Here is a 25,603-nt window from a genome sequence, read left to right as displayed (position 1 = left end):
CGGTTTTGCCGAAACCGGCAGAGCAGCCTATAGCATCAGCCAGGATCACCGAGACCCAACACCGTGCTGCACGAGTCCACTCGCGGGGAAGCGCCCGCGCTCTCCTTCTCCGACGCCCTGCTCGCCGGGCTTGCCCGCGATGGCGGGCTTTACGTACCGAAATCCTGGCCTGTCCTGCCACAGAGCGAGATCGCGGGCTTTGCCGGAAAATCCTATACGCAGGTCGCCGAACGCGTGCTCGGTGCGCTGACCGATGGCGACATCGAGACCAAGGCGCTGGGCGAGATGATCGCGGCGGCCTATGCCGGCTTCCGGCATCCGGCCGTCTGCCCGCTGACGCAGCTGGCCGACAATCTCTTCGTGCTCGAACTCTTCCACGGCCCGACGCTCGCCTTCAAGGACGTGGCGATGCAGTTGCTCGGGCGATTGATGGACCATGTCCTGGCCTTGCGCGGTGAGCGCGCCACCATCGTCGGCGCGACCTCGGGCGACACTGGCGGGGCGGCGATCGACGCCTTCAAGGGCCTTGCCCGCGTCGATGTCTTCATCCTCTACCCGCAGGGGCGGGTTTCGGATGTGCAGCGCCGGCAGATGACCACGGTCGATGCGCCCAATGTCCATGCCATCGCAGTCGACGGCACCTTCGACGATTGCCAAAATCTGCTGAAGGCGATGTTCAACCACCACGCCTTCCGCGACGAGATCGGCCTGTCGGGCGTCAACTCGATCAATTGGGCCCGGGTCGCCGCGCAGAGCGTGTACTACTTCACCTCGGCGGTGGCGCTCGGCGGACCGGCGCGCAAGGTCTCCTTCGCCGTGCCGACCGGCAATTTCGGCGATGTGCTCGCCGGCTTCGTCGCCAAGCGCATGGGGCTGCCGATCGAGCGATTGCTGATCGGTACCAACAGCAACGACATCCTGGCGCGGACGTTGGCGAGCGGCGTCTACGAGATGCGCGGCGTCGCCGCGACGACCTCGCCCTCGATGGATATCCAGATCTCGTCGAATTTCGAGCGCCTGCTGTTCGAGGCGCATGACCGCGACGGCGCAGCCGTGCGCCGATTGATGCAATCGCTGCAGCAATCCGGCCGTTTCGAGATCGCAGCCGGCCCTCTGGCCAAGATCCGCAACGAGTTCGACGCCACCGCAGTCGACGAGGCGCAGACCGCTGCCGAGATCGACCGGACCTGGCGCGAGGCGGGCTATCTGCTCGATCCGCATACGGCGGTAGGCGTCGGCGCGGCGCGTCGCGGCCTCCAGGCCGATCCGGCCACGCCGATGATCGTGCTCGGCACGGCCCATCCCGCGAAATTCCCCGTGGCGGTGAAGGCGGCGAGCGGCGTCTCGCCTGCTTTGCCGGCCCATCTTGCCGATCTGATGGAGCGCCAGGAGCGCTTCACCTTGCTGCCGAACGATCTCGCCCGCATCGAGGATTTCGTCCGGCAGAATGCGCGCGCGGTCAGGGGAGCGGCGGCATGAGCGCGACCGGCCCGGCCGAGACAGCCGACATCGCGGCGCCGACCGGCAACGGCCATGGCGCGCATGACCCCGATGTCGGGCTGACGACGTTGCCCTCGGGCTTGCGCATCGTCTCGCAGCATATGGACCATGCCGTGACCGTCTCGCTCGGCATCTGGATCGGCGCGGGCTCGCGCGACGAATTGCCCCATGAGCACGGCCTCGCCCATCTGCTCGAGCACATGGCCTTCAAGGGCACGGCGCGGCGCAATGCGCTCGAGATCGCCGAGGAGATCGAGAGCGTCGGTGGTGATCTCAACGCCGCGACATCAGTCGAATACACCTGCTACACCGCCCGCGTGCTCGGCTCCGACCTGCCGCTCGCCGTCGATATCCTCTCCGACATCCTGACCGCGCCGGCGCTGACCGCCGAAGAGCTCAAGCGCGAGAAGGGCGTGATCCTGCAGGAGATCAGCGCCGTCCAGGATACGCCCGACGACCTCGTCTATGATCGCTTCCTGCAGGCGGCCTTTCCCGACCAGCCGCTCGGCCGGCCGATCCTGGGCACGGCCAAGACGGTCAAGGGCTTCACGCCCGATGCGATCCGCGCCTATCTGGCGCGGCACTATCATGCCGGCAATATGGTGCTGGCGGCGTCGGGCGCTGTCGACCATGGCGAACTCGTCGCTCTGGCGGAAAAGCATCTCTCCGCCCTGCTCCCGGGCCCCGCCACCGCCGCCCCCCGCGAGGCGGGCCACTATCGCGGCGGCGAGGCCCGAATCAAGAGCGACGAAGAGCAGGTCCATCTCGTCCTCGGCTTTCCCGGCCAGCCCTTCAGCAATGGCGCGCATTACCCGCTGCAGATCTTCTCCTCGGTGCTCGGCGGTGGGCTGTCGTCGCGGCTGTTCCAGCAGGTCCGCGAGCAGCGCGGCCTCGCCTATGCGGTCGATGCCTTCCACTGGCCCTTCTCGGATTGCGGCGTGTTCGGCATCAGCGCCGGCACCGCGCCCGAGGATGTCGGCGAATTGATCGATGTCGCGCTCGCCTGCCTGCGCCAGGCGGCGGAGGATGTCAGCGAGGTCGAGGTCGCGCGCGCCCGGGCGCAGATGAAGGTCGGGCTTCTGGCCTCGCTCGAAAGCCCCGGCGGCAAGCTGGAGCAGATGGCGCGCCAGGTCCTGCTCTTCGGCCGCGCCATCCCGCGCGAAGAGCTTGCCGCGCGGCTCGATGCGGTGACCCTGGCAGACGTCCGCGCCGCCGGGCGCTCGCTGCTCGGCCACCAACCGACGATCGCGGCGGTCGGACCGCTGCAGGGCCTGCCGCCGGCCAAGCGCCTGCTCCACGCAGCCCGCGTGCCGGACTGAACCGCGATGGCGCTCTTCCGCTTCTCGACGGATCCCCCGACGCGCCCGCTGATCCGCACGCAAAACCTCGCGCTGCGCGCGCCGGTCGCGACCGACTACGCCGCCTGGGCCGTGCTGCGCATGGAAAGTCGCGAATTCCTGACGCCATGGGAGCCGGTCTGGAACGAGGACGATCTGACGCGCACTTCCTTCCGCCTGCGGGTCAAGCGTGCCGCCCGCGAGATCGCGACCGACGAGGCCTATTCGCTCTTCATCTTCGACACGCGCTCGGAAACCCTGCTCGGCGGGCTGACGCTCGGCCTCGTCAGGCGCGGCGTCGCCCAAGCCTGCACGCTCGGCTACTGGATGGGCGAGCGCCATGCCGGCAAGGGCTACATGACCGAGGCCGTGCGCGGCGCCTTGCGCTTCGCCTTCCAGGATCTCGCACTGCATCGCGTCGAGGCCGCCTGCCTGCCCAACAACGCCCCGTCGAAGCGCCTGCTGGAACGGGTCGGCTTTCAAAGCGAGGGCATGGCGCGGGCCTATCTACGCATCAACGGCTCCTGGGCCGATCATCTGCTCTATGCTGCCCTGTCCAGCGACCGTCTGCCGATGGAAAAGTGACGGTGGGCTGGCCAATTCCTCGCCTTGCCCTCGCCATGAGCCGTCGATACGACTGGTTACTAGAATTCGAATGATCGCTTCCCGCCCCAGCTCCGAGCCGCGCTTGTCCATTCCTGATCGACTTCTCCGGATTGGCCTCGCGCTTGCCGGCCTCGCGCTCTGGTTCGCCGTCGAGACGGCGAACCCGGCGCTTGCCGTCGAAGCCGTGCGCGTTCCCGTCGATACCCCGGTGATCGACCTGACCAATGTGGTCGAGCGCAACAAGTCGGACGGCGACGTCATCCAGATCTCGACCGCGCCGGGCCCCGACGGCATCGTGCGCCGCATCGCGGTCAGGGCGCGCGAATCCGGTGCCAGGCCGGACTGGATCGTCTTCGCGCTGACCAATGATTCCGACGAGCAGATCGATCGGCTTTTGGTCGCGCCCTTCCACAGGCTGATCGGCTCGGGCGTGATCTGGCCCGATCTCGGCGACCGGCGCATCGAGGCCGTGACCGCGAGCCAGGGCCTCTCCCCCGACCGCGAGGCAAGCCCGGATGCGGACGTCTTCCTGATCACGCTCGACCCCGGCACGACGGTGACCTTCGTCGCCGAGCTGAAATCGCCGAACCTGCCGCAGCTCTATCTCTACGAGCAGGAGGCCTATCGCCAGAAGACCAACGGGCTGACGCTCTACAAGGGCATCATCATCGGCATCGCCGGCCTGCTGGCGCTGTTCCTGACCATCATCTTCGTGGTCAAGGGCGCGGTGATCTTTCCGGCCGCTGCCGCGCTGGCCTGGGCCGTGCTCGCCTATGCCGGGCTCGACTTCGGCTTCTTCCAGCGCATCTTTCCGCTGACTCCCGCGATCGAACGGATCTATCGCGCCGGCGCGGAGGTGGTGCTGGCAGCGACGCTGCTCGTCTTCCTCTTCGCCTATCTCAATCTGGCGCGCTGGCATGTGCGCTACAGCCACGTCACCATCGTCTGGATCCTCGGCCTCGCCGGGCTCTTCGGGCTTGCCGTGTTCGACGCACCGATGGCGTCAGGCATCGCGCGGATCTCGATCGCGGCGGTCGCGGCGGTCGGCTTCGTCCTGATCCTGCATCTGGCGACGCATGGCTATGAACGCGCCGTGATGCTGATCCCGACCTGGTTCCTGCTCGCGGTCTGGGTCACCGCCGCCGGCTTCACCGTGACCGGGCAGTTCCAACGCGACTTGGTCGCGCCTGCCTTGTTGGGCGGCCTGGTGCTGATCGTGCTGCTGATCGGCTTCACCGTGATCCAGCATGCTTTTGCGGGCGGCGCGGTCTCGCAAGGCCTGGTCTCGGATACGGAGCGGCGGGCGCTCGCGCTCTCGGGCGCCGGCGACCTCGTCTTCGACTGGGACGTCACCGCCGACAAGATCTTCGTCTCCCCGCAGATCGAGTCGCTGCTTGGACTGCCGCGCGGCTCGCTCGAAGGCTCGGCCGCGCGCTGGCTCGAACACATGCATGTCGCCGACCGCGATCGTTATCGCGTCACGCTCGACGCGGTGCTGGAGCAGCGCCGCGGCAAGCTCAACCTCGATTCCCGCCTGCGCTCGGCCAATGGCGCCTATCACTGGTTCAACCTCAAGGCGCGGCCGGTCATCGGCTCCGACGGCGAGGTCATCCGCGTCATCGGCACGCTGTCTGATGTCACCGAGCAGCGCACCGCGCAGGAGCGGCTGCTGCACGACGCGGTCCACGACAACCTCACCGGCCTGCCCAACCGCAAGCTGTTTCAGGACCGGCTGGGCGCGATCTTCGGCTTCTGCCGCGCCGACGAGAACATCCGCCCAACCGTGATCGTGATCGATATCGACCGGTTCAAGCAGGTCAACGAATCCGTCGGCTTCTCCGCCGGCGATTCGATCCTGCTGACGCTGGCGCGCCGGCTCGGGCGGCTGCTCAGGGCGCAGGACACGCTCGCCCGCATCGGCGGCGACACCTTTGCGATGATCCTGGTCTCGGAGCGCGACCCCGAGCGCATCCTGGCGCTGGCCGAACTGGTGCGCCGCGCCGTCTCGACGCCGGTGACCTTTGCGGAGCGCGAGATCTTCCTGACGCCCTCGATCGGGCTCGCTCTGTTCGACCCGGCGCCCGCGGCGCGCAAGGACGATGCGCTGAAGAACGCCGAGCTCGCCATGGCCCATGCCAAGCGCCAGGGCGGCAACAAGATCGAGGTCTTCGTGCCGGCGATGCGGACCGACCGCAACGACCGGCTGGCGCTCGAAAGCGATCTGCGCCGCGCCATAGAGCGCGGTGAGATCCAGGTGATGTACCAGCCGATCGTCCGGCTGGAAGACCGCACCATCGCCGGTTTTGAGGCACTGGTGCGCTGGGACCACCCGCGCGAGGGGCGGTTGATGCCGCAGGACTTCCTCGCCATCGCCGAGGAAACCGGGCTGATCGTCGATCTCGGCGTCTATGTCATGGACCGCACGGCGCGCGAGCTGGAAGCCTGGCAGGCGGCGCTCGAAGTCGACCCGCCGATCTTCGCCAGCGTCAACGTCTCCAGCCGGCAATTGCTGCGCCACGACCTGCTGCACGACGTCAAGACCGTGCTCGGCCGCCGGCGCGTGCTGCCCGGCACCCTCAAGCTCGAAATCACCGAGAGCCTGGTGATGGAGAACCCGGAATATGCGGCCCAGATGCTCAGCCGCATCCGCGATCTCGGCGCGGGGCTGTCGCTGGACGATTTCGGCACGGGCTACTCCTCGCTGTCCTATCTGCAGCGCTTCCCCTTCGACACGATCAAGGTCGACCAGAGTTTCGTGCGCCAGATGGGCAACGGCAAGCCGCCGGTGATCCTGCGCTCGATCGTCCAGCTCGCCGCAGACCTGCACATGGACGTGGTCGCGGAGGGCGCGGAGAGCGAGTCCGACGCGATCGAGCTCTACCAGCTCGGCTGCCAATATGCGCAAGGCTATATCTTCGGCCAGCCGATGAGCGCGGCCGAGGCGAGGCGCCTGGTCGGGGCGGCGGCCGCGAGCTCGTCTGAGGCGGCGTAGAGGCAAGTGCGTCATGCTCGGGCTCGACCCGAGCATCTCTTGCCAGAGATTCTCGGGTCTGCGCGGAGTTTATCCTTGGGCCGATCGAAGATCGCACCCGAGGGCTTCGCCCGAGAATGACGGAGAGGCTCAGGCGTGCCCGGCTTGGCTCGACAGGAAGGCCGGGTCGATCCCTATCTTGCCCAGGGCGCGGTGATATTTCGTTTCGATGCCGTCGTCGAAGAGCAGCTCCGGGTCAGCCGCGCAATGCAGCCAGCCATTCGACTGGATCTCGCTCTCGAGCTGGCCTGCGGCCCAACCGGCATAGCCCAGCGCAAGGATGGCATTCTCCGGCCCGCTGCCGATGGCGATGGCGCGCAGGATGTCGAGCGTCGCCGTCAGGCAGATGCCGTCATCGATCGGCAGCGTCGCCGATTCCAGGAAGAAATCAGCGGTGTGGAGCACGAAGCCGCGTTTGGTCTCGACCGGCCCACCGCGCAGCACCTGCATGCGCTCGGCCTGGCTTGGCAGGCGGATCAGTTCCTCGGAGGGGATGACGTCGAGCTGGACCAGGAGATCGGGGAACTTGGTGTCGGCGGCCGGCTTGTTGACGATGATCCCCATCGCCCCATCCTCGGAATGGGCGCAGACATAGATGACGCTGCGACTGAAACGCGCGTCGGTCATACCGGGCATCGCGATCAAGCATTGCCCGTCGAGATAGCTGCGGCCGCTGACGCGCTGATTTGAACCAATCTTCATGGCTCCATGCTAGATCACTTTCCCCCGCGCTGGGAACCAGGGGACGCGCACGAAAATCGGACATCGCGATTGCGCCCCAATCATGCTTCATCCACTGGACCCATGCGCTTCACGCAATCGTTTCCGAAAATGAGTGGACTGAATTCGCTATTTCGCGCCGGAACACATAAGTCAGCATCGTGAAACTCGTTTTGACCTTGCTCGCGATCGCCGCTTCGGCGCTGAGCGCCCCTGCCCTCGCGCAGGAGGCGGTGATGTCGTCATGGTCGAAGGGCGACAATGCGTCGCTGCGCCTGATCGCGGGCGCGACCGCAGCTTCGGGCAAACAGCGCGTCGGCATCGAGATCGCGCTGGCCTCTGGCTACAAGACCTATTGGCGCAGCCCCGGCGATTTCGGCGTGCCGCCGGTGTTCGACTGGAGCGGCTCGGACAATGTCGGCGGCCTCGACGTGCGCTGGCCGGCGCCCGAACGCTTCCCTGACGGCGCAGGCTATTCGCTGGGCTATGTCGGCGAGGTCGTCATCCCGGTCTCGGTGCAGCCGGTCGACCCGGCCAAGCCCGTCATGCTGGTGCTCAAGCTCGACTATGCCGTCTGCGAGAAGATCTGCATTCCCACCAAGGGCGAGGCCCGGCTTTGGCTGGAGCCCGGCGTCACATCCGTGACGTCGCCGCGGCTGGAGCAGTTCGAGGCGCGTGTCCCGGTGCGCGCCAAGCTCGGCGAGCACAAGGACATGCTGTCGATCGCCGAGGCGCGGCTGGATGAAACCTCGCCCGTGCCAGGTCTCAAATTCGTGCTGCGCACCCCGCCCGACGGCAAGGTCGAGGATGTCTTCGTCGAGGGGCCCGGCATGTGGTCCTTCGGCAAGGCCATGCTGTTCCCGCAGGCCGACGGAACCATCCTCGCCAAGGTCAGGCTCAAGGACAGGCCCAAGGGCGCGTCGGGGCCGACACCGTTCATCGTCACATTGCGCGGCTCGCCGAATGCGGTCGAGACGCGGCTGGAACTCGACATCCCCGCCGCCAAGCCCTAATTCGTGAACCTCGCGGCGCAAGCCGCAGGCTTCACGGAGAACAGGCGCGATGACCATCAAGGTAGGTGACAAGCTTCCCCAGGCGACGTTCCGGGTGATGACCGCGGACGGCCCCGCCGCCAAGACGACCGACGATCTGTTCAAGGGCAAGAAGGTCGTGCTCTTCGCCGTTCCCGGCGCCTTCACGCCGACCTGCCACAAGAACCATCTGCCGGGCTATCTCAACAACGCCGCCGACATCAAGGCCAAGGGCGTCGATGCGATCATGGTCACAGGCGTCAACGACGTCTTCGTCATGGACGCCTGGTCGAAGGCGACCGGCGGCGCGGGCGTGATCGAGTTCCTCTCCGACGGCAATGGCGACTTCGCCAAGGAAATCGGCCTCTCGCTCGACGGCTCGGGCTTCGGTCTCGGCACCCGCTCGCAGCGCTATTCGATGATCGTCGAGGACGGCGTCGTAACCGCGCTCAACATCGAGGAAGGCCCGGGCAAGGCCGACATCTCCGGCGCCGAGAACCTGCTGACGCAGCTCTGAGCGGCAACCGGCTGCGCAGATACGAGCCCGCGACGCCCAACGCCGCGGGCTTTTTCATGCGCCGGATTCCGGCGAAGGGCGCGGGGGCCCCTCTTCTGCATCGAAATCGGGGTTACACGACTTCGACACTTTGAGTGCTGATCTCGGGCAGGCCCGAGATCAGTGAGAGGGGCAGGAGTGAGGCGTAGGCCCCTGTCGTCAACTCTCGAACAACAATTCGAGACGCTGTTCGGCTTTCGCAGCAATGTCGCAAAGCCTTGAGGTCGCGTCGGCATCGATCAGGAGAGCAACCCGATCCGGGACGCCCGCCGTCGACATGACATCAACCGCCGCACCGGCCGGCGATAGCGACCGAACGGTGCATCTGAGAGAGGTTTTGCCTCTGTTGAAAACCAGGCGACCCGCCTTCATGACATGGTGAGCGTCGCCCGATCGCGGGCGACCGCCCGGCTTCGCCAGAGAAACCTGCCGACGCAGCTCGAGCAGATCGGTAGCGATGCCGCCCAGCTCCGCCAATGTCGCGCTGTCATCGACGCTGAAGCTGCGCGGGCGGGTGTCTATCGTGCAAAGCGTCCCGATCGCATGACCGCCCAGTGAGCGTAGCTGAACGCCTGCATAAAACCGGATATAGGGCTCGCCCCGCACGAATGGATTGTCCGAAAACCGCTCGTCGATTGTCGCATCGGGTACGATCAACGCGTCCGGCAGTTGGATCGCAATATTGCAGAATGCCGGCTCTCGATCGGTCTCGCACGCCGTCATGCCCTGTTGCGACTTGAACCATTGCCGGTGGCCGTCAATGAAGGTGACGGTAGACATCGGGACATTGAAGACGCGCCTCGCCAGGCGTGTCAGCCTGTCGAAAGCCTCCTCCGGCGGAGTGTCCAGCACGTCATATGATGCAAGCGCGTCGAGACGCGCTTGCTCTCGCAAGGCCGCGGGACTCGCAACGGCTGGTGGCAAGATGAGCTTCACAGTTCGATTTCGGCCCCCAATGCTTACTATTTTGCAAAAACGGATTGCCAATTGCGTAACCGCCTCGGCGAGGTCATTGGCGACCTGGTGGTTGACGACAACCCTGGCGGCGTTCCTGACTATGGCCTGACGGAGGGATTGTGGTCCCCGCGCCTTTTCGGTGAACGCGCTCCCCTTCCCCCCCAATCAAAGTCGGCTGTTGCCGACTTTGACACTTTGGGTTGCCCATCTCGGGCAAGCCCGAGACGGCTGGGGGAAGGTGGACCGGCGAAGCCGAGACGGATGAGGGGGCGCTGTGAGTTCTCCGCCTAGCCGAACACAACGCCAACCTGACAGGGCACGGCGCCCCCTCATCCGGCGCTGCGCGCCACCTTCTCCCGCCAGGGGAGGAGGCAAGCGAGACTTCTCCACCATCGTGGCACGAGCGGCTTCAATGCCCATGCCGCGGTGATCGATGCGATCTCGCCTTGTCATGAGACAGCTCCCGGGGAGCGCGCTAGCCTTGGTGCCTATCTTGGGGGCACAGCCATGTCAGACGTCATCATCCGTCCGCTCGTCGCGAGCGACCGCGCCGCCTGGGAGCCGCTCTGGCAAGGCTATCTGACCTTCTACAAGAGCGCCCTGTCGCCGGAGCTCTACGAGCTGACCTTCGCCCGCCTCACCGGCGGCGCTGAGCCGATGGGCGGCTTCATCGCCGAGCGCGACGGCCGGGCGCTCGGCATCGTCCACTGGGTGATGCACCGCACGACCTGGAGCGCGAAGGACATCTGCTACCTGCAGGACCTCTTCACCGTGGCCGAGGCGCGCGGCAGCGGCGTCGGGCGCAAGCTGATCGAGGCCGTGCGCGAGATGGCCCAGGTGAAGGGCGCCTTCCGGGTCTATTGGCAGACCCATGAGACGAACCTGCAGGCGCAAGAGCTCTACGACAAGGTCGCGGACAAATCCGGCTTCATCGTCTATCGGCAGGCACTGAGCTGACGAACTCCGCACGGCCTGTCGCCGTTCCGGCCAAGACTGCGCCGGCGCATGGGGGCGTGTGCGTGCATGCAACCATAGCACTGCTACGGCCCACTATATGAGGGGCACATCCGTCAGACGGCACGGCGCCCGCGCCAGCCGCTCGGACATCCCTCTTTCCGCGGAACGCAGCGGCGTTCGCGGGCAGCGACAGGCGTCGAGCCATGAAGAAGATCGGTTTCCTCTCGTTCGGGCATTGGACGCCCTCGCCGCAATCCCAGACACGCTCGGCGGGCGATACGCTGCTGCAATCGATCGATCTCGCGGTCGCGGCCGAAGAGCTGGGCGCGGACGGCGCCTATTTTCGCGTGCACCATTTCGCGCGCCAGCTCGCCTCGCCCTTCCCGCTGCTTGCCGCCGTCGGCGCCAGAACCAGCCGCATCGAAATCGGCACCGGCGTCATCGATATGCGCTACGAGAACCCGCTCTATATGGCGGAGGATGCCGGTTCGGCCGATCTTATCGCCGGCGGGCGCCTGCAACTCGGCATCAGCCGCGGCTCGCCGGAGCAGGTGATCGATGGCTGGCGCTATTTCGGCTATGAGCCGGCAGAGGGCCAGAGCGACGCCGATATGGGCCGCCGCCATGCCGAGGTCTTCCTCGATCTGTTGCGCGGTCAGGGTTTCGCCAAGCCCAACCCCCGGCCGATGTTTCCCAACCCGCCTGGGCTGCTGCGGCTCGAACCCTATTCGGAGGGCCTGCGCGAGCGCATCTGGTGGGGCGCCGGCTCCAACGCCACGGCAATCTGGGCCGCCAAGCTCGGCATGAACCTGCAGAGTTCGACGCTCAAGAACGACGAGAGCGGCGAGCCCTTCCACATCCAGCAGGCGAAGCAGATCCGCGCCTATCGCGAGGCCTGGAAGGAGGCCGGACATGCGCGCGAGCCGCGCGTCTCGGTCAGCCGCAGCATCTTCGCGCTGGTGGACGACCGCGACCGCACCTATTTCGGCGGCGGCAACCAGGGCGATGACCAGGTCGGCTTCATCGACGACAACACCCGCGCGATCTTCGGTCGCAGTTATGCGGCCGAACCGGACAAGCTGATCCAGGAGCTGGCGCAGGACGAGGCGATCACCGAGGCGGACACCCTGCTGCTGACGGTGCCCAACCAGCTCGGCGTCGCCTATAACGCCCATGTCATCGAGATGATCCTGAAGCATGTCGCGCCGGCTCTTGGCTGGCGCTGAGGCTCAGCCATCGCCGTCATCCCGGGCTTACCCCGGGATCCATCGGAGGGCTCCGGCGCTCTACGATGGATTCCGGAGCGGCGCGGCTTCGCCGCTTGTCGGGAATGACGGTCTGTTTCCGTGGAAAATCAGCGTGCTCTACACGCCCTCGACGATGCGGAGATCGCGCTCCGCTCCGCCGGCGAGCGCGGCCAGGGCTTCCTGATAGGCCGGGCTGTCATGCGTCGCCTGCGCCTGCGCAACGCTGTCGAACTCGATGAGCACAGTGCGCTGCTGGAGCCCAGCCTCGTAGACCTGTGCCGGCAAGCCGCGCGCCAGGAATCGGCCACCGCCGGCGGTGATGGCCGGGCCAGCCAGCTTGGCATAGGCCGCGAGCGCGTCGGGATTGCTGACCGAGCGATAGGAACTGAGCCAATAGGCTTTGGGCATCGCGAGACTCCGTGGACATGAACCGTTCAGGCCGACGATCCTCTCACAACCTGGTCCGAGCTGGGAAGGGGCGGCGCCATGCCCGTGCGCCCTACCGACCCGGCTTGAACGGCGCCATGCCGGCACGGGCGAGCGCGTCGGCGCGCTCGTTCATCTCGTTGCCGGCATAACCCTTGACCCATTTCCACTCGCTCTTGTGGCGGCCGAGCACGCTTGCTCCCTACAGCTCCGAAAGCGAGCCCCAATGCGGCACATGCGCCGCGAGCTTGTCGAGCAAACGGTCGAACTGCTCGCGCTCCGACGGGGACAGACAGGCGAGCATGGCCGCCTCGCGGCTGCGCAAAGCGGGCGCATAACGCTGGTAGAGCGCGCGGCCGGCATCGGTGATGAACAGGCGCTGGCGGCGGCTGTCGGCGCTATCGGCCTGCCGGCGGATCAGCTCCTTCTTCTCCAAGGCGATGACGGCCCGGCTGACGCCCGCCTTGAGATGGCCGGAGAACTCGCAGAACTCGGCCGCCGTGATCCCGTCGCGGAAATGCAGGGCGAGCAGGATGACGATCTCCGGTCGCGTCAGCCCGAACTCCGCCTCGATCCGGCGGAATGACGGCTCGCGGTAGAAGTTCAGGATGTAGCCGATCTTGTAGGCGGTCGGGATATCCGTGCCGTTGAGGATGGCCCGCAGCCCATCCTCGCCGTCGCCCGCGTCATCAGATTCCGATATCGGTCTCATATGAGACTTTTTTGTTGCTGTCATGGCGCGGCAGTCCTACCATCCCCGGCAATGAGAGGACATCGCCTCGTAGCGATCTCCCGGGGAGGATCGCATGAACGTCACGGCTCCCGCCGGCTTCCGCGCCGTAGCATCGACGGCCTCATACAGCCGCGCCTTCTTCAGCGGCACGCCGGCGCATCCGATCTATGTCGACCATGTCCCGGCCACGACGTCTGCCCCTCGCCTGCCGGTCGTCATGGTCCATGGCGGATGCCATACCGGGCAATGCTATCTCGCAACGCCCGACGGCCGTGAGGGTTGGGCCGCTCGTTTCGCGGCGGCCGGCCATGACGCCTTCGCCGTCGATTGGCCCGGCCATGGGCGCTCGCCGGCCTGCGAGGACCTCGCGCGGCTGCCGACCCGCGACATCGCCGAGGCACTGTTGGCGCTCCTCGACAGGGTCGGCCCGGCCATCCTGCTCGTCCACTCCGCCAGCGGGCCGATGGGCTGGTGGATAGCGGAGCGCGCGCCGCATGCGGTTGCCGCCATCATCGGCGTCGCGCCAGGCGCGCCGGCCAATATCCTGCCGGTTCTGCCCGATGATCCCGTAGCCATCGCCCGGCTGAGCCACGATGTCAGCCTTGGCTGCCCGGTGATGCTGCCGGAGGATCGCCCCGTCAGGGTCGATGATGCGTTCATGCGCAGCTTCTGGGCCAATGCGCCGCGCTTCCCGCACGAAGCCTTCGCGCAATATCGGCTCTCGATCGTTCCCGAGAGCGCCCGACTCTTCAACGAGCGCTTCAATATCGGCGGGCGCGGCCTGCGGATCGCCGACCCGGCCGCGCTTGCACGCACCCCGATCCTGATCGTGACCGGCGAGCACGACCCGCGCCATCCGCGCGCCATGGACGAGGCGACGGCCCGCTATCTCGGCGCCGAATTCGTCTGGCTGCCGGATGAAGGCATCACCGGCAACGGCCATATGCCGATGATCGAGGACAACAGCGACGTCGTCGCCGACCGGCTGATCGGCTGGCTGCGCAGCCGCGGCCTCTGAAAACCGCATTCAATCGAGACGCCGCGGCAAGCGGCCGTAAAGACCGGGAGAGAAACATCATGAGGACGACTTTTCTGGTCGGGGCGCTGCTGGCGCTGACCGGCCTGGGCACCGCACAGGCACAGGTCAGCGACGACGTCGTCAAGATCGGCGTGCTCACCGACATGGCCGGCGTCACCGCCGACATCACCGGCAAGGGTTCGGTCGTGGCGGCCGAACTCGCCGTGAAGGAGTTCGGCGGCACGGTGCTCGGCAAGCCGATCCAGATCGTCGCCGCCGACCATCAGCACAAGGCCGATCTCGGCACGACGATCGCGCGCCAGTGGTTCGACATCGACAAGGTCGATGCGATCGCCGACGTGCCCAATTCGGCCGTGGCGCTGGCCATCCAGTCGCTCGCCCGCGAAAAGAAGAAGATCGTGATGTATTCCGGCGCCGGCACGACGGCGCTGACCAACGAGCAATGCTCGCCTTACGGCTTCCACTGGACCTACGACACCTATGCGGTGTCGCATGGCACGGCCGCGGCAGTGGTGAAGGCCGGCGGCAACTCCTGGTTCATGCTGGCCTCCGACTACGCCTTCGGCCACCAGCTCCAGAAGGACGCGACCGATGTGGTGGAGGCCAATGGCGGCAAGGTCGTAGGCTCCGTGCGTCATCCCCTGAACAACGCCGACTTCTCATCCTTCCTGCTGCGGGCGCAGAGCTCGGGCGCGAAGGTGATCGGCATCGCCAATGCCGGCAACGACACCATCAACGCGATCAAGCAGGCCGGCGAATTCGGGCTGACGGAACAGGGGCAGAGCCTGGCGGCCTTGATCTTCTTCCTGCAGGACGTCCACAGCCTCGGACTGAAGGCGACCCAGGGCACCTATCTGACCACCGCCTCCTATTGGGATCGGGACGAGGCCTCGCGCGCCTGGTCGAAGCAGTTCATGGAGCGCACGGGCATGATGCCCTCGATGCTCCATGCCGGGGTCTACGGCTCCGTGCTGCACTACCTCAAGGCGATCAAGGAGGCGGGCACCGACGATCCGGACAAGGTCGCCGCCGCGATGAAAGCCATGCCGATCAACGACGCCTTCACCAAGGGCGCGACGATCCGCACTGATGGCCGTGTCCTGCGCGAGATGTACCTTGCCCGCGTCAAGAAGCCGGCGGATTCGAAGGGACCCTGGGATTATTTCGAGATCGTCCGGACGATCGCTCCGGAGGAGACGGTCTGGCCGCTATCCGAGAGCAAATGCCCGGCCGTGACGAAGCCATAGGCGGCAAGGGCGCGCCGGCTCACCTCAACGCCCCGGCTTGAACGGCGCCATGCCGGTGCGCGCGAGCGCATCGGCGCGCTCGTTCATCTCGTTGCCGGCATGGCCCTTGACCCATTTCCACTCGATCTTGTGGCGGCCGAGCGCAGCGTCGAGTCGCTTCCAGAGCTCCTCGTTCTTGACCGGCTTCCTGTCGGCGGTCTTCCAGCCGTTCTTCTTCCAGCCATGGATCCAGGCGGTGATGCCCTGGCGCAGATACTGGCTGTCGGTGTGCAGCGCCACGGTGCAGGGCCGCGTCAGCGTCTCCAGGGCAGAGATCGCGCCCATCAGCTCCATGCGGTTGTTGGTGGTCATGGCCTCGCCGCCCGACAGCTCCTTTTGCGTGCCCTTGAAGGAGAGGATCGCGCCCCAACCGCCGGGACCGGGATTGCCCGAGCAGGCCCCGTCCGTCCAGACTTCGACGATTTCGCTCATGGCAGGCCCCGGCGATTTTCTTTTGCGCGAATGGGGCAAGCCCCAAGCGCGCCGGGCCCGAGATCGCCCGAGCAGGCCCCGTCCGTCCAGACTTCGACGATTTCGCTCATGGCAGGCCCCGGCGATTTTCTTTTGCGCGAATGGGGCAAGCCCCAAGCGCGCCGGGACCGGGATTGCCCGAGCAGGCCCCGTCCGTCCAAACTTCGACCACGTCGCTCATCGCCTCAATCCATAATCCCGTGCATCCGTCACGCGCTGGTGGAAGGCGAGCTTGCGATCATATTCGAGCGGATCGAGCGGCTTCACCAGGGCGCCGGGCGGCACGTTCAGCCAGTCGACCAGCCGCGTCACCAGGAAGCGCAGCGCCGAGCCGCGGCAGAGCTGCGGCAGCGCCGCGACCTCGGCCGGCGTCAGCGGCCGGACGCTCTCATAGCCGGCCAGCAGCGCCTGGCCCTTGGTCAGGTTGAAGGAGGCGTCCGCCTCGAAGCACCAGGAGTTCAGGCAGATGGCGAGATCGTAGGCGAAGGCGTCGGTGCAGGCGAAATAGAAATCGATCAGCCCCGAGAGCCTGTCCTTGATGAAGAAGACATTGTTGGGGAAGAGATCGGCATGGATGACGCCGCGCGGCAGATCCTGCGGCCAGGAGCGCTCATGCGCCTCGATCTCGGCCATCACGCGCCGCCCGAGCCCCGGTGAGACCGTGTCGGCCGCGGCGCCAGCCTGCTCGGCGAGAGGCCGCCAGCCCGGCACCGCCAGCGAATTCACCCGCTCCATGCCGAAATCCGCGCCGGCCTGGTGCAGCAAGGCGAGCCCGCGCCCGACCTCGGCACAATGCGTCGCATTGGGGCGGCGCACCGAAATGCCGTCGAGGAAGGTGACGATCGCGGCTGGGCGGCCCGCAAGCTGGCCGACTGCCTGCCCATCCCGGTCCTTGACAGGGAGCGGGCAGATCAGGCCGCGCCTGGCCAGATGCTCCATCAGGCCGATGAAGAAAGGCAGATCGCCTGCATCCACCCGCTCCTCATAGAGCGTCAGGATGAAGAAGGCCTGCGTCGTGTGCAGCAGGAAATTCGAGTTGGAGACGCCCTCGGCGATGCCCTTGACGGCCAGCAGATCGCCAATGCCGTAGCGCGCCACGAAGGCGGCCAGTTCATCATCAGGTACTTCGGTATAGACGGCCAAAAGCTCGCTCTCTCCTAGTCGCGCTCACTCGGCCGCAGTCGGCGCCGCTTCGCCGCGCAATTCGCGCGGCAGCGGGAAGAACACGTTCTCATCGGCCGTCGAGACCGTCTCGACGCGCACTTCGTAACGCTGCGCGAAAGCGTCGATGATCTCCTCGACCAGCACCTCCGGCGCACTCGCGCCGGCCGTGATGCCGAGGCTGCGGATATCGCCGAAGACCGACCAGTCGATCTCGTCGGTGCGCAGGACGAGCCGCGCCGCCGGGCAGCCGGCACGCTCGGCGACCTCGCGCAGGCGCTGCGAATTCGAGGAATTGGGCGAGCCGACGACGATCAGCGCATCGACCTGCGGCGCAACGCGCTTGACCGCCTCCTGGCGGTTGGTCGTGGCGTAGCAGATGTCTTCCTTATGCGGCGCGATCAGATCGGGAAAGCGCGTCTGCAGGGCGGCGACGATCTCGCGGGTGTCATCCACCGAGAGCGTCGTCTGCGTGACATAGGCGAGTGGCTGGCCGACCGGCGGCTCGAGCGCGGCGACATCGTCGAGCGTCTCGATCAAGGTGATCGCGCCTGGCGGCAATTGCCCCATGGTGCCGATCACCTCGGGATGACCGGCATGGCCGACGAGCAGGATGTGGCGGCCGCGCTTGTGATGCACCTCCGCCTCGCGATGCACCTTGGTGACCAGCGGACAGGTCGCGTCGATGGCGAAGAGATTGCGCTCGCCGGCTTCGGCGGGAACCGATTTCGCCACACCATGGGCGGAGAAGATCACCGGCCGCGTCGCATCGGGCACCTGCGACAATTCGGAGACGAAGACCGCGCCCTTCCGCTTCAGCGATTCGACGACGTATTTGTTGTGCACGATCTCATGGCGGACATAGACCGGCGCGCCATGCAGGATCAGCGCCTTCTCGACCGCGTCGATGGCGCGCACAACCCCGGCGCAGAAGCCGCGGGGAGCACAGAGCAGGATGTCGAGCGGCGGTTTCACGCGCGGATATCGTTCCAGAGAATGAGCGTCTTCTTTCGGGGTGAAAGGGGCGATGTCAAGGAAACCGCGCATCGGCGGCCGCATAGCTGGGCAGCCATCGCAGCAGGTGCGGCTTATTGACATATATGTTGATATCAACTTACTTTCATTGCATGCCTACCGCCATAATCCCGTTCGAGACGACCCTGATGGTCCGCGACCGTTGCCTGTGCCTGCACGCGCAGCGCGCGGCACGCGTTCTGGCGCGGCACTTCGACGAGGCGTTGCGCCCATACGGCCTGACCAATGAGCAATTCTCGCTGCTGATGGCGCTCAACCGCCCGATCGCGGCCTCGATCAGCCAGATTGCCAGCGTGCTCGGCGCCGACCGCACGACCCTGACCGCCGCCCTGAAGCCGCTGATGCGCGACGGGCTTGCGACGATCCGCGCCGATACCAGGGACCGCCGGGCTCGCCGCGCGGCCCTGACGCCGGCCGGCCATGAGCGGCTCGCAGCCGCGCTGCCGGTCTGGCTTGCCATGCACGAGGCTCTGGAGGCGACGCTCGACGCTCCGGACCCTGCACAAACGCGACACGGTCTCACCCTCCTGGCCAGTTGGCCGGGCATGACTTCGCCGGCATGACTTGGCCGGGCATGACCGCCAGTTCGCACAACCAGGAGAGAACGCCATGACGACCCATGTCTCCACGCCCCATGTCTCCGCCTTCCGCTGGGTTCCGCCCTTCGCGCAGGGCCATGTCCGCGACCTGCGCGTGCGCTGGGCGCTGGAAGAAGCCGGCATCCCCTATGAGGCGACGCTGATCGGCCGCGACGACCAGACCTCCGAGGATTATCGCGCCTGGCAGCCCTTCGGCCAGGTGCCGGCCTATCGCGACGGCGGCGTCGAGATGTTCGAATCGGGCGCGATCGTGCTCTACTTGTCGCGGAAATCGGCGGCGCTGGCGCCCGAGGACGAGGCTGGCCGCGCCCGTGTGACGACCTGGGTCCTGGCGGCCCTGAACTCGATCGAGCCGCATGTCGCCGGGCTCGCCAGCACCGACATCTTCCACAAGGGCGAGGCCTGGACGATCGAGCGCCGCCCGCAGATCGTCGAGATGGTGGTCATGCGCCTGCAGGCCCTGAGCAACTGGCTCGCAGGCAAGGACTATCTCGACGGGCGCTTCACGGCCGGCGACCTCATCATGGCGACAGTGCTGCGCGATGTGCCCGACGACATCCTCGCGCGCTTCCCCACGCTCGAAGCCTATCGCGCGCGCTGCCTCAATCGCCCGGCCTTCACCCGCGCGCTGGAGGCTCAGCTGGCGCCATTCCGCCAGAACGCGCCGGCCGCCGCCTGACCGGCATCAGGCGCTGACTCGGCATTGCGATAAACATGATCGAGAACGCACGGCCCTCGCCGGATCGCCATCGGCCAGTTGATTGGGGCCGCCGGCGTGACCGTGGCATGTCAGGAAAGAAGACCGAGCAACATCGGCGGGGCCGACATACGGAGGTCACAGAGCCTGATCTAAGCCATGCGGCCGCGTGACGACGACACGCGGCGTTCAGACAGATCTTTCCAACCGAGAGCAACATGGCGGCCCTGATTTTCGATTTCGACGGCGTGGTGGCGGACAGCGAGTCCCTCGCGAATCTGGTTCTCGCCGAGGCGGTCAGCGCGCTCGGTCGCCCGACCACGCTGGACGACGCCCTCACCCGCTATTGCGGCCGTAGATGGAGCGATGTCCTGATCGCGATCGAGGGTGATCTTGGCGCCGAGCTGCCACCCGATTTTTCCGACGCGCTGAAGGCTGCGACGCTCGCCAGATTTCGCTCGGACCTCAGGGAGGTCGAAGGCGCGAGCGCCTTCATCGCACGATTCGACGCGATTCCACGCTGTATCGCCTCGTCGAGCTCGATCGAGCGCCTGACGCTCTGCCTCGACGTGCTCGGACTTGAATCCCAATTCGGTCAGAACGTCTTCAGCGCCGAGATGGTCGCGCGCGGCAAGCCGCATCCCGACATTTTCCTGCTCGCCGCCGGCAAGCTCGGCGCAGACCCCAAATCCTGCCTCGTGATCGAGGACAGCACCGGAGGCATCAAGGCCGCCGCTGCTGCCGGAATGGACAGCATCGGCCTTTGCGCGGCCTCGCATATCCGGACGGGCCATGACGAAGCGCTGCGCGCGGCCGGCGCGACGCATATCGCGGCCTCGTGGCGAGAGGTCGATATGATCGCCACCGCATTCCTGCGGCGGCACGCAACCAGGCCGTGATCCGACACTAACCCCTCGCAGAAACAGGCGGGCGACCTTAGATTGTCGGCAGGCCGGTTCCGCATGCGGGCGCAGGCCCCCTCCCGCCCGCGAAGAGCACCTCATGGCCGATGTTTCCCATACCAGCTATCTGCCGCCGATCCTGACCTTCTGCGCCGGCGCGGTGATTGCCGTGCCGCTGTTCCGGCGGGTCGGGCTTTCGGCAGTGCTGGGCTATCTTGCGGCCGGCATCATCATCGGCCCCTCGGTGCTGGCCGTGATCAAGGATCCCGACGCGATCCGCGGCACAGCCGAGATCGGCGTCGTGCTGCTGCTCTTCCTGGTCGGGCTCGAACTGCAGCCGTCGCGGCTCTATTCGATGCGCAAGGACATTCTCGGCGCGGGCCTGTCTCAGATGGCGCTGAGCGCCGGCGTCATCGGCGCGGCGGCCTGGTGGTTCGGCCTGTCCGTCGGCGGGGCGGTCGCGGTCGGGCTGGCGCTGGCGCTGTCGGCGACCTCGATCGCGCTGCAATTGCTGGAGGAGCGCGGCGACGGCAACGAGCCCTATGGCCGGCGCACCTTCTCGATCCTGCTGTTCCAGGACATCTCGATTGCGCCCGCTTTGGCGATCCTGCCGCTGCTGGCGACGACGACCGAGGCCAAGCCCGGCGGCGCAGGCCAGGCCCTGGCGGGTCTGGGCATCGCCTTCCTCGCCATCGCCGTGATCGTGCTGGCAGGGCGCTATGTCCTGAACCCGTTCTTCCGCATCCTGGCCAAGACCGGCGCCAAGGAGGTGATGACGGCAGCCGCCCTCTTCATCGTGCTCGGTGCTGCGCTGCTGATGGAGCATGTCGGGCTCTCCATGGCGATGGGCGCGTTCCTGGCCGGCGTGCTGCTGGCCGATTCGCATTTTCGCCACGAGCTCGAGGCCGATATCGAGCCGTTCCGCGGCGTGCTGCTCGGCCTGTTCTTCATGGCGGTCGGCATGTCGCTCGACTTGAAGCTCGTGCTCGACAACTGGCTGCTGCTGGCTTTGGCCGCGCCGCTCCTGGTGCTGTTCAAGATCGCGGTCGCAGCCTCGATCCTGCGCGCCTCCTGCTCCTCGATGACGGAGGCCGTGCGGGCGGGCGCCCTGCTCTCGCCCGCCGGCGAGTTCGCCTTCGTGCTGCTGCCGCTCGGCGTCTCGCTCGGCCTGCTCGACGAGCGTCAGGGCGCGATCGCGACGGCGCTGGCGGCGATCTCGATGCTGATCGGCCCGGTCGTCGCCAAGCTCATCGACGGCATCCTGCTCTCGCGCGTCACGCCCGAGACGATGGACGAGGATTTCGAGGGGGTGGACGCGCCCTCCGTCGTCGTCATCGGTTTCGGGCGCTTCGGCCAGATCGTGACGCAGGCGCTGCTGCTGCAGCATGTCGACGTCACGATCATCGATTCCGATGTCGAGCGCATCCGTTCCGCCGCCAAATTCGGCTTCAAGATCTATTATGGCGACGGCACGCGGCTCGACGTGCTGCGCGCGGCGGGGACGGGCAAGGCCCGCATCCTGTGCGTCTGCATCGACAACAAGGATGCGGCCCTGCGCATTGTCGAGATGGCCAAGGCCGAGTTCCCGAATGTGCGCCTGCATGCGCGCGCCTATGACCGCATCCACGCCATCGACCTGATGAAGGCCAATGTCGACTACCAGATGCGCGAGACCTTCGAATCCGCGCTCGGCTTCGGCCGCGTCACGCTGGAAGGGCTCGGGCTGAACTATGACGAGGCGAGCCTGGTGATCGACCATGTCCGCGACCGCGACGCCCAGCGCATGGAGATCCAGTTCACCGAGGGCATCGCCGCCGCGCTCAACAAGGTGCCGCGCGTCACGCCCGAGCCGCTGGTCCAGCCCAAGGGCAAATCCAAGGCGCTCACCCCCGAGACCCAGGAGGTCATCGAGGATGGCGGGGCCGAGGTCGCTGTCGGCGGCGTCGGCGAGCCCGAGCGGTGAGCGCGCGCCCAGTCGGGCCGCAGGCGGTCTTCGTCAGCGGCTCGATCATGCGCCATGTCGCGGTGATGACCGCGACCAGCTCGGCCGGGCTGATGGCGGTCTTCGTCGTCGACCTCCTCTCGCTGCTCTACGTCTCCTGGCTCGGCCGGCCGGAGGCGACGGCAGGCGTCGGCTACGCCACCATCGTCCTGTTCCTGATGATCTCGATCAATATCGGGATGATGATCGCGGTCACAGCCCTGACGGCGCGGGCGCTCGGCGCGGGCGACCGCGGCAGCGCAAGACGCCTCGCCGGTTCGACGCTTGCGCTGATGACGCTGGCGGCATTGGCGCTGAGCATCATTGTCCTGCCCGGGCTGCCCTGGCTGCTGCGCGCGCTCGGCGCCCATGGCGAATCCTATGCGGTGGCCTATTCCTTTCTCTGGATCGTGCTGCCGTCGAATATGCTGATGGCGCTCGGCATGGGCTTTTCCGGCGTGCTGCGGGCCGTCGGCGATGCGAGGCGCGCCATGTTCGTCACGCTCGGTGGCGGGCTGGCGACAGCAGTGCTCGACCCGCTCTTCATCTTCGGTCTCGGCCTCGGCCCCAATGGTGCGGCCTGCGCCATCGTTCTGGCGCGCATCATCATCGCGGCTGTCGGCTTCCATGGCGTGGTCAAGGTCCACGACATCGTCGCCAGACCCAGCTACGCCGCGCTTGCGGAGGATACGGGAAAGACCATGGCGATCGCGGGGCCGGCGATCCTGACCAATCTATCGACGCCGATTGCCAACGCCGTCTTCGCCGGCCTGATGGCGCGTTTCGGGGATGCCGCGATCGCGGCGCTGGCGATCATCGACCGGCTCGTGCCCGTTGCCTTCGGCGCGCTGTTTGCGCTGTCGGGCGCGGTCGGGCCGATCCTCGGCCAGAACTGGGGCGCCGGCCGCTTCGACCGGATGCGGCGCGGCCTGACCGACTCGGCCCTCTTCGCGGTCGCCTGCGTCGTTGCCGCCTGGCTCCTGCTCGTGCTGCTGCGCGGGCAAATCGTCACCGTCTTCGGCGCGACGGGGCTGACGGCGGAGCTGGTGGCGTTCTTCTGCCTGATCGCGGGGCCGATGTGGATTTTCGTTGGCCTGCTTTTCGTCGCCAACGCCGCCTTCAACAATCTCGGCATGCCGCTGCTCTCGACGCTGTTCAGCTGGGGCCGGGCCACGCTCGGCACGATACCGCTCGCCTTCGCGGGAGCCCATTTTGCCGGGCCGAAGGGCGCCCTGGTCGGCTGCGTCTTCGGCGCCGTCGTCTTCGGCATCGTCGCGCTCGTCTTCGCCTATCGCGGCATCGCCCGGCTGGAGCGCGAGAGCGCGTCACGCGCCGCTTCCCTTGCCTCGCGAACTGGCGCTGCTATCGTTCCGTTCCAGGCGGCGGCAGACCGCAGATAGATCATCGCATCGCTCCCGCTTTCCGGCGCGATGCCTGAACCGGAGGCGCGCCATGATGAACCTGTTCGAGATGATGCAGCAGGCCCAGAACGGGCAGGCCATGCAGAACATCGCCCGGCAATACGGGCTCAGCCAGCAGCAGACGCAGTCGGCGATCGAGGCCTTGCTGCCCGCCTTCTCAATGGGGCTGCAGCGCCAGACGCAGGATCCCCAGGCCTTCGGGAACCTCGCGCAGATGATGACCGCGACGCCCTTCGGGCAAATGTTCGAGACCGGCGGCGGTGCCATTCCCAGCCACGCCCAGACGATGGGCAACGATGTGTTGAGCCAGCTCTTCGGCTCCAAGGATGTCAGCAACGCCGTCGCGGCGCAGGCGGCGGCGACGAGCGGCGTCGGCCAGGCCATCCTCAAGCAGATGCTGCCGGTGATCGCCTCCATGGTGATGGGCGGGCTGTTCAAATCGGCGAATAATCAGGGCCTCGGCGGCATCCTCGGCCAGTTCACCGAGATGATGCGCGGGCAGATGCCCGGCCAACAGCCCGCGTCGCCCCCGCCCCAGCAGGCCCCCGCCAACCCGCTCGAGGCCATTCTCGGCGGGCTGTTCGGCAACAGCCAGGCTCCGACGGGTCAGACCCAGGGCGGCCCCTTCGGTGGCGGGCAGATGCCGGGCGGCCAGGCCGGCGGCAACCCGCTCAACCCGCTGGACGGTGGGCTGCTCGGCCAGATCCTGACCGGCATGCTGGGCGGCGCGCAGCAGCCGGACGCCCAGCCCGCGCCAGCCCCGACGAGCCGCAGCGCTCAGGCCCAGCCGCAGGAGCAGCCCGACGACCCACCGCCGCCCTCCTCGTCGACCGGACCGGGCTCGATCGGGCTCGATGCGCTGAACCAGATGTTCGAGCATGGCCGCCAGGTGCAGGACAGCCATCAGGACGCGCTGAAATCGATCTTCGACGGCATGTTCGGTGGTCCGAGCCGGCGCTGACCCGGAAAAGGAAAGCGGGCGCCGAAGCAACACGCACCCGCTCGCTCGAGAGCCGGATGATTTCAGATGGGCTCGCAGAGTGATCCCATCTGAAATCTGAATCCGTCTCTCATCTAAGGGTTAGAGCCGGATCAATGCGAAAAGCCGGTTTCCACTTTTTCGCATCCTGCTCGAGGCCCCCCTCGCGCTCGCCACCTGTTGGATCCCAGGAATTGCCCTTGCTTTGACGGCTGGTCCCGACGATCCGTTATAGCGCGCGCGATTCAGGTCGCGGCGCTTGGCGCCTGATCGGAATGCCCCAACAGGGCATGGATGCTCTCAGGTCGACCGACACTGCAATTCGTTTTGTCCCGAAGATCAACGACGGGCCATCCGGCCCGCTCCAATGGAATTGACCAATGCCTGCGCCTAAATCTCTCCATCGCGGTCTTTTCACGGCCTGTGCAGCGATCGCTGCGCTGCAGGCCGGCAGCACCATGGCGGTTGCCGCCAATTCGACATTCTATGACGCGGCACTGTGCAAGCCGCCTTATTCCCTGACGTCGTCGACCGCGATCTATGAAGCCGCCGAAAAGCTTGCGAAGCCCGATACATCGTCCATGGGGGCCGCGATCTACAAGATCCCGCAGATCGGCCGCGACGGGTTTGAAAGCGACGAGGTGTTTTTCGCCAACGGCGCGGTCGGCGTCCTGATCAAGGGCCTGCAGGCCGATGCACTAGCCACCAAATACAAGCTGAAGCGTGAGACATCGGATCTGCTCGGCACGTCCAGCAAGGGCTATGCGCGGCCGCTTGCGAAGAAGCTGCAGCCTGCTGCAGGTCTCGCCGGGCCGGGCAAGGTCTCCATCGTGGCCCGCGAGAGCAACGCCCTGCCCGGCAAGACCTTGCTGGCTTGTGAATTCGTCGCGGACTGAAAGCGGCTGGCTCGCCGGGCCCAATTGACCCTGCC

The 25,603-nt window shown here is 66.7% G+C and carries 25 protein-coding genes; 17 read left to right on the top strand and 8 right to left on the bottom strand.

What is annotated here, in order from left to right:
- Positions 1 to 63 precede the first annotated feature (63 nt).
- From thrC to ACSQ3P_RS23460, 4 genes are all read left to right on the top strand, one after another.
- A complete protein-coding gene (thrC, locus tag ACSQ3P_RS23475) occupies positions 64 to 1,479 on the top strand; it encodes a threonine synthase (RefSeq protein ID WP_436167897.1) in 1,416 nt (471 codons plus the stop codon).
- Positions 1,476 to 2,819, top strand: coding sequence for a M16 family metallopeptidase (locus ACSQ3P_RS23470; protein WP_436167896.1), 1,344 nt, complete (start codon positions 1,476 to 1,478; stop codon positions 2,817 to 2,819). Before thrC ends, ACSQ3P_RS23470 begins: the two co-directional genes overlap by 4 nt.
- A gap of 6 nt (positions 2,820 to 2,825) precedes the next feature.
- Positions 2,826 to 3,422, top strand: a complete 597-nt coding sequence (locus tag ACSQ3P_RS23465) for a GNAT family N-acetyltransferase (protein WP_436167895.1) — start codon at positions 2,826 to 2,828, stop codon at positions 3,420 to 3,422.
- 70 nt (positions 3,423 to 3,492) lie between these two features.
- Entirely contained in the window at positions 3,493 to 6,435 is a 2,943-nt protein-coding gene (locus tag ACSQ3P_RS23460; protein WP_436167894.1) for an EAL domain-containing protein, read from the top strand.
- A gap of 129 nt (positions 6,436 to 6,564) precedes the next feature.
- Here ACSQ3P_RS23460 and ACSQ3P_RS23455 read toward each other — a convergent pair whose 3' ends face one another.
- The gene (locus ACSQ3P_RS23455) at positions 6,565 to 7,176 is read right to left on the bottom strand and encodes a YqgE/AlgH family protein (protein WP_311910874.1); all 612 of its coding nucleotides are present in this window, start codon (positions 7,174 to 7,176) and stop codon (positions 6,565 to 6,567) included.
- Between the two features lie 179 nt (positions 7,177 to 7,355).
- On the opposite strand from ACSQ3P_RS23455, the gene ACSQ3P_RS23450 reads away from it, so the two are divergent.
- Both ACSQ3P_RS23450 and ACSQ3P_RS23445 read left to right on the top strand, forming a co-directional pair.
- A complete protein-coding gene (locus tag ACSQ3P_RS23450) occupies positions 7,356 to 8,207 on the top strand; it encodes a protein-disulfide reductase DsbD domain-containing protein (protein WP_436167893.1) in 852 nt (283 codons plus the stop codon).
- 49 nt (positions 8,208 to 8,256) lie between these two features.
- Positions 8,257 to 8,742, top strand: coding sequence for a peroxiredoxin (locus ACSQ3P_RS23445; RefSeq protein WP_436167892.1), 486 nt, complete (start codon positions 8,257 to 8,259; stop codon positions 8,740 to 8,742).
- A 198-nt stretch (positions 8,743 to 8,940) separates the two neighbouring features.
- On the opposite strand, the gene ACSQ3P_RS23440 is transcribed toward ACSQ3P_RS23445, so the two are convergent.
- The gene (locus ACSQ3P_RS23440; protein WP_436167891.1) at positions 8,941 to 9,717 is read right to left on the bottom strand and encodes a GAF domain-containing protein; all 777 of its coding nucleotides are present in this window, start codon (positions 9,715 to 9,717) and stop codon (positions 8,941 to 8,943) included.
- A gap of 528 nt (positions 9,718 to 10,245) precedes the next feature.
- Here ACSQ3P_RS23440 and ACSQ3P_RS23435 point away from each other — a divergent pair.
- Together ACSQ3P_RS23435 and ACSQ3P_RS23430 are read left to right on the top strand one after the other, a co-directional pair.
- On the top strand, positions 10,246 to 10,695 hold the full coding sequence (locus ACSQ3P_RS23435) for an N-acetyltransferase family protein (RefSeq protein WP_436167890.1): 450 nt from the start codon (positions 10,246 to 10,248) through the stop codon (positions 10,693 to 10,695).
- Between the two features lie 203 nt (positions 10,696 to 10,898).
- Positions 10,899 to 11,921 carry an LLM class flavin-dependent oxidoreductase gene (locus ACSQ3P_RS23430; protein WP_436167889.1) on the top strand — a complete coding sequence of 341 codons (1,023 nt, stop codon included), beginning with the start codon at positions 10,899 to 10,901 and terminating at the stop codon, positions 11,919 to 11,921.
- A gap of 138 nt (positions 11,922 to 12,059) precedes the next feature.
- Here ACSQ3P_RS23430 and ACSQ3P_RS23425 read toward each other — a convergent pair whose 3' ends face one another.
- The 3 genes from ACSQ3P_RS23425 to ACSQ3P_RS23415 form a co-directional block, all read right to left on the bottom strand.
- Positions 12,060 to 12,350: a DUF1330 domain-containing protein gene (locus tag ACSQ3P_RS23425; RefSeq protein WP_436167888.1), complete on the bottom strand. Its 291-nt coding sequence runs from the start codon at positions 12,348 to 12,350 to the stop codon at positions 12,060 to 12,062.
- A gap of 91 nt (positions 12,351 to 12,441) precedes the next feature.
- Positions 12,442 to 12,561, bottom strand: a complete 120-nt coding sequence (locus tag ACSQ3P_RS23420) for an RNase H family protein (RefSeq protein ID WP_436167887.1) — start codon at positions 12,559 to 12,561, stop codon at positions 12,442 to 12,444.
- 9 nt (positions 12,562 to 12,570) lie between these two features.
- The gene (locus ACSQ3P_RS23415; protein WP_436167886.1) at positions 12,571 to 13,080 is read right to left on the bottom strand and encodes a MarR family winged helix-turn-helix transcriptional regulator; all 510 of its coding nucleotides are present in this window, start codon (positions 13,078 to 13,080) and stop codon (positions 12,571 to 12,573) included.
- 94 nt (positions 13,081 to 13,174) lie between these two features.
- Between ACSQ3P_RS23415 and ACSQ3P_RS23410 the strand changes: the two genes are divergently transcribed.
- Together ACSQ3P_RS23410 and ACSQ3P_RS23405 are read left to right on the top strand one after the other, a co-directional pair.
- Positions 13,175 to 14,119, top strand: a complete 945-nt coding sequence (locus ACSQ3P_RS23410; RefSeq protein WP_436167885.1) for an alpha/beta fold hydrolase — start codon at positions 13,175 to 13,177, stop codon at positions 14,117 to 14,119.
- A gap of 59 nt (positions 14,120 to 14,178) precedes the next feature.
- Positions 14,179 to 15,387: an ABC transporter substrate-binding protein gene (locus ACSQ3P_RS23405; RefSeq protein WP_436167884.1), complete on the top strand. Its 1,209-nt coding sequence runs from the start codon at positions 14,179 to 14,181 to the stop codon at positions 15,385 to 15,387.
- Between the two features lie 24 nt (positions 15,388 to 15,411).
- On the opposite strand, the gene rnhA is transcribed toward ACSQ3P_RS23405, so the two are convergent.
- From rnhA to ispH, 3 genes are all read right to left on the bottom strand, one after another.
- Positions 15,412 to 15,858 (bottom strand): ribonuclease HI, encoded by a 447-nt coding sequence (gene rnhA / locus ACSQ3P_RS23400; protein ID WP_436167883.1) that lies wholly within the window; start codon positions 15,856 to 15,858, stop codon positions 15,412 to 15,414.
- Between the two features lie 216 nt (positions 15,859 to 16,074).
- Entirely contained in the window at positions 16,075 to 17,040 is a 966-nt protein-coding gene (locus ACSQ3P_RS23395) for a homoserine kinase (protein WP_436167882.1), read from the bottom strand.
- A 24-nt stretch (positions 17,041 to 17,064) separates the two neighbouring features.
- Complete coding sequence (gene ispH / locus ACSQ3P_RS23390) at positions 17,065 to 18,033, bottom strand: 4-hydroxy-3-methylbut-2-enyl diphosphate reductase (protein WP_436167881.1); 969 nt, start codon at positions 18,031 to 18,033, stop codon at positions 17,065 to 17,067.
- Between the two features lie 188 nt (positions 18,034 to 18,221).
- Between ispH and ACSQ3P_RS23385 the strand changes: the two genes are divergently transcribed.
- The 7 genes from ACSQ3P_RS23385 to ACSQ3P_RS23355 all read left to right on the top strand — a co-directional run bounded on the left by ACSQ3P_RS23385 (position 18,222) and on the right by ACSQ3P_RS23355 (position 25,568).
- Positions 18,222 to 18,656, top strand: a complete 435-nt coding sequence (locus tag ACSQ3P_RS23385) for a MarR family winged helix-turn-helix transcriptional regulator (RefSeq protein WP_436167880.1) — start codon at positions 18,222 to 18,224, stop codon at positions 18,654 to 18,656.
- A gap of 46 nt (positions 18,657 to 18,702) precedes the next feature.
- Positions 18,703 to 19,371, top strand: coding sequence for a glutathione S-transferase family protein (locus ACSQ3P_RS23380; protein WP_436167879.1), 669 nt, complete (start codon positions 18,703 to 18,705; stop codon positions 19,369 to 19,371).
- 236 nt (positions 19,372 to 19,607) lie between these two features.
- Complete coding sequence (locus ACSQ3P_RS23375; protein ID WP_436167878.1) at positions 19,608 to 20,288, top strand: HAD family hydrolase; 681 nt, start codon at positions 19,608 to 19,610, stop codon at positions 20,286 to 20,288.
- A 103-nt stretch (positions 20,289 to 20,391) separates the two neighbouring features.
- Entirely contained in the window at positions 20,392 to 22,254 is a 1,863-nt protein-coding gene (locus tag ACSQ3P_RS23370; RefSeq protein ID WP_436167877.1) for a monovalent cation:proton antiporter-2 (CPA2) family protein, read from the top strand.
- Positions 22,251 to 23,672: an MATE family efflux transporter gene (locus ACSQ3P_RS23365; protein ID WP_436167876.1), complete on the top strand. Its 1,422-nt coding sequence runs from the start codon at positions 22,251 to 22,253 to the stop codon at positions 23,670 to 23,672. Before ACSQ3P_RS23370 ends, ACSQ3P_RS23365 begins: the two co-directional genes overlap by 4 nt.
- A gap of 52 nt (positions 23,673 to 23,724) precedes the next feature.
- Positions 23,725 to 24,654 carry a DUF937 domain-containing protein gene (locus ACSQ3P_RS23360; RefSeq protein ID WP_436167875.1) on the top strand — a complete coding sequence of 310 codons (930 nt, stop codon included), beginning with the start codon at positions 23,725 to 23,727 and terminating at the stop codon, positions 24,652 to 24,654.
- A gap of 398 nt (positions 24,655 to 25,052) precedes the next feature.
- Positions 25,053 to 25,568, top strand: coding sequence for a hypothetical protein (locus ACSQ3P_RS23355; protein WP_436167874.1), 516 nt, complete (start codon positions 25,053 to 25,055; stop codon positions 25,566 to 25,568).
- Positions 25,569 to 25,603 lie beyond the last annotated feature (35 nt).

Source organism: Allobosea sp. LjRoot9 (genome assembly GCF_964252745.1).
Lineage (GTDB): Bacteria > Pseudomonadota > Alphaproteobacteria > Rhizobiales > Beijerinckiaceae > Allobosea.
Note: the sequence above shows the minus strand (reverse complement) of the source record. Positions and strands in the feature narration are given on the sequence as shown.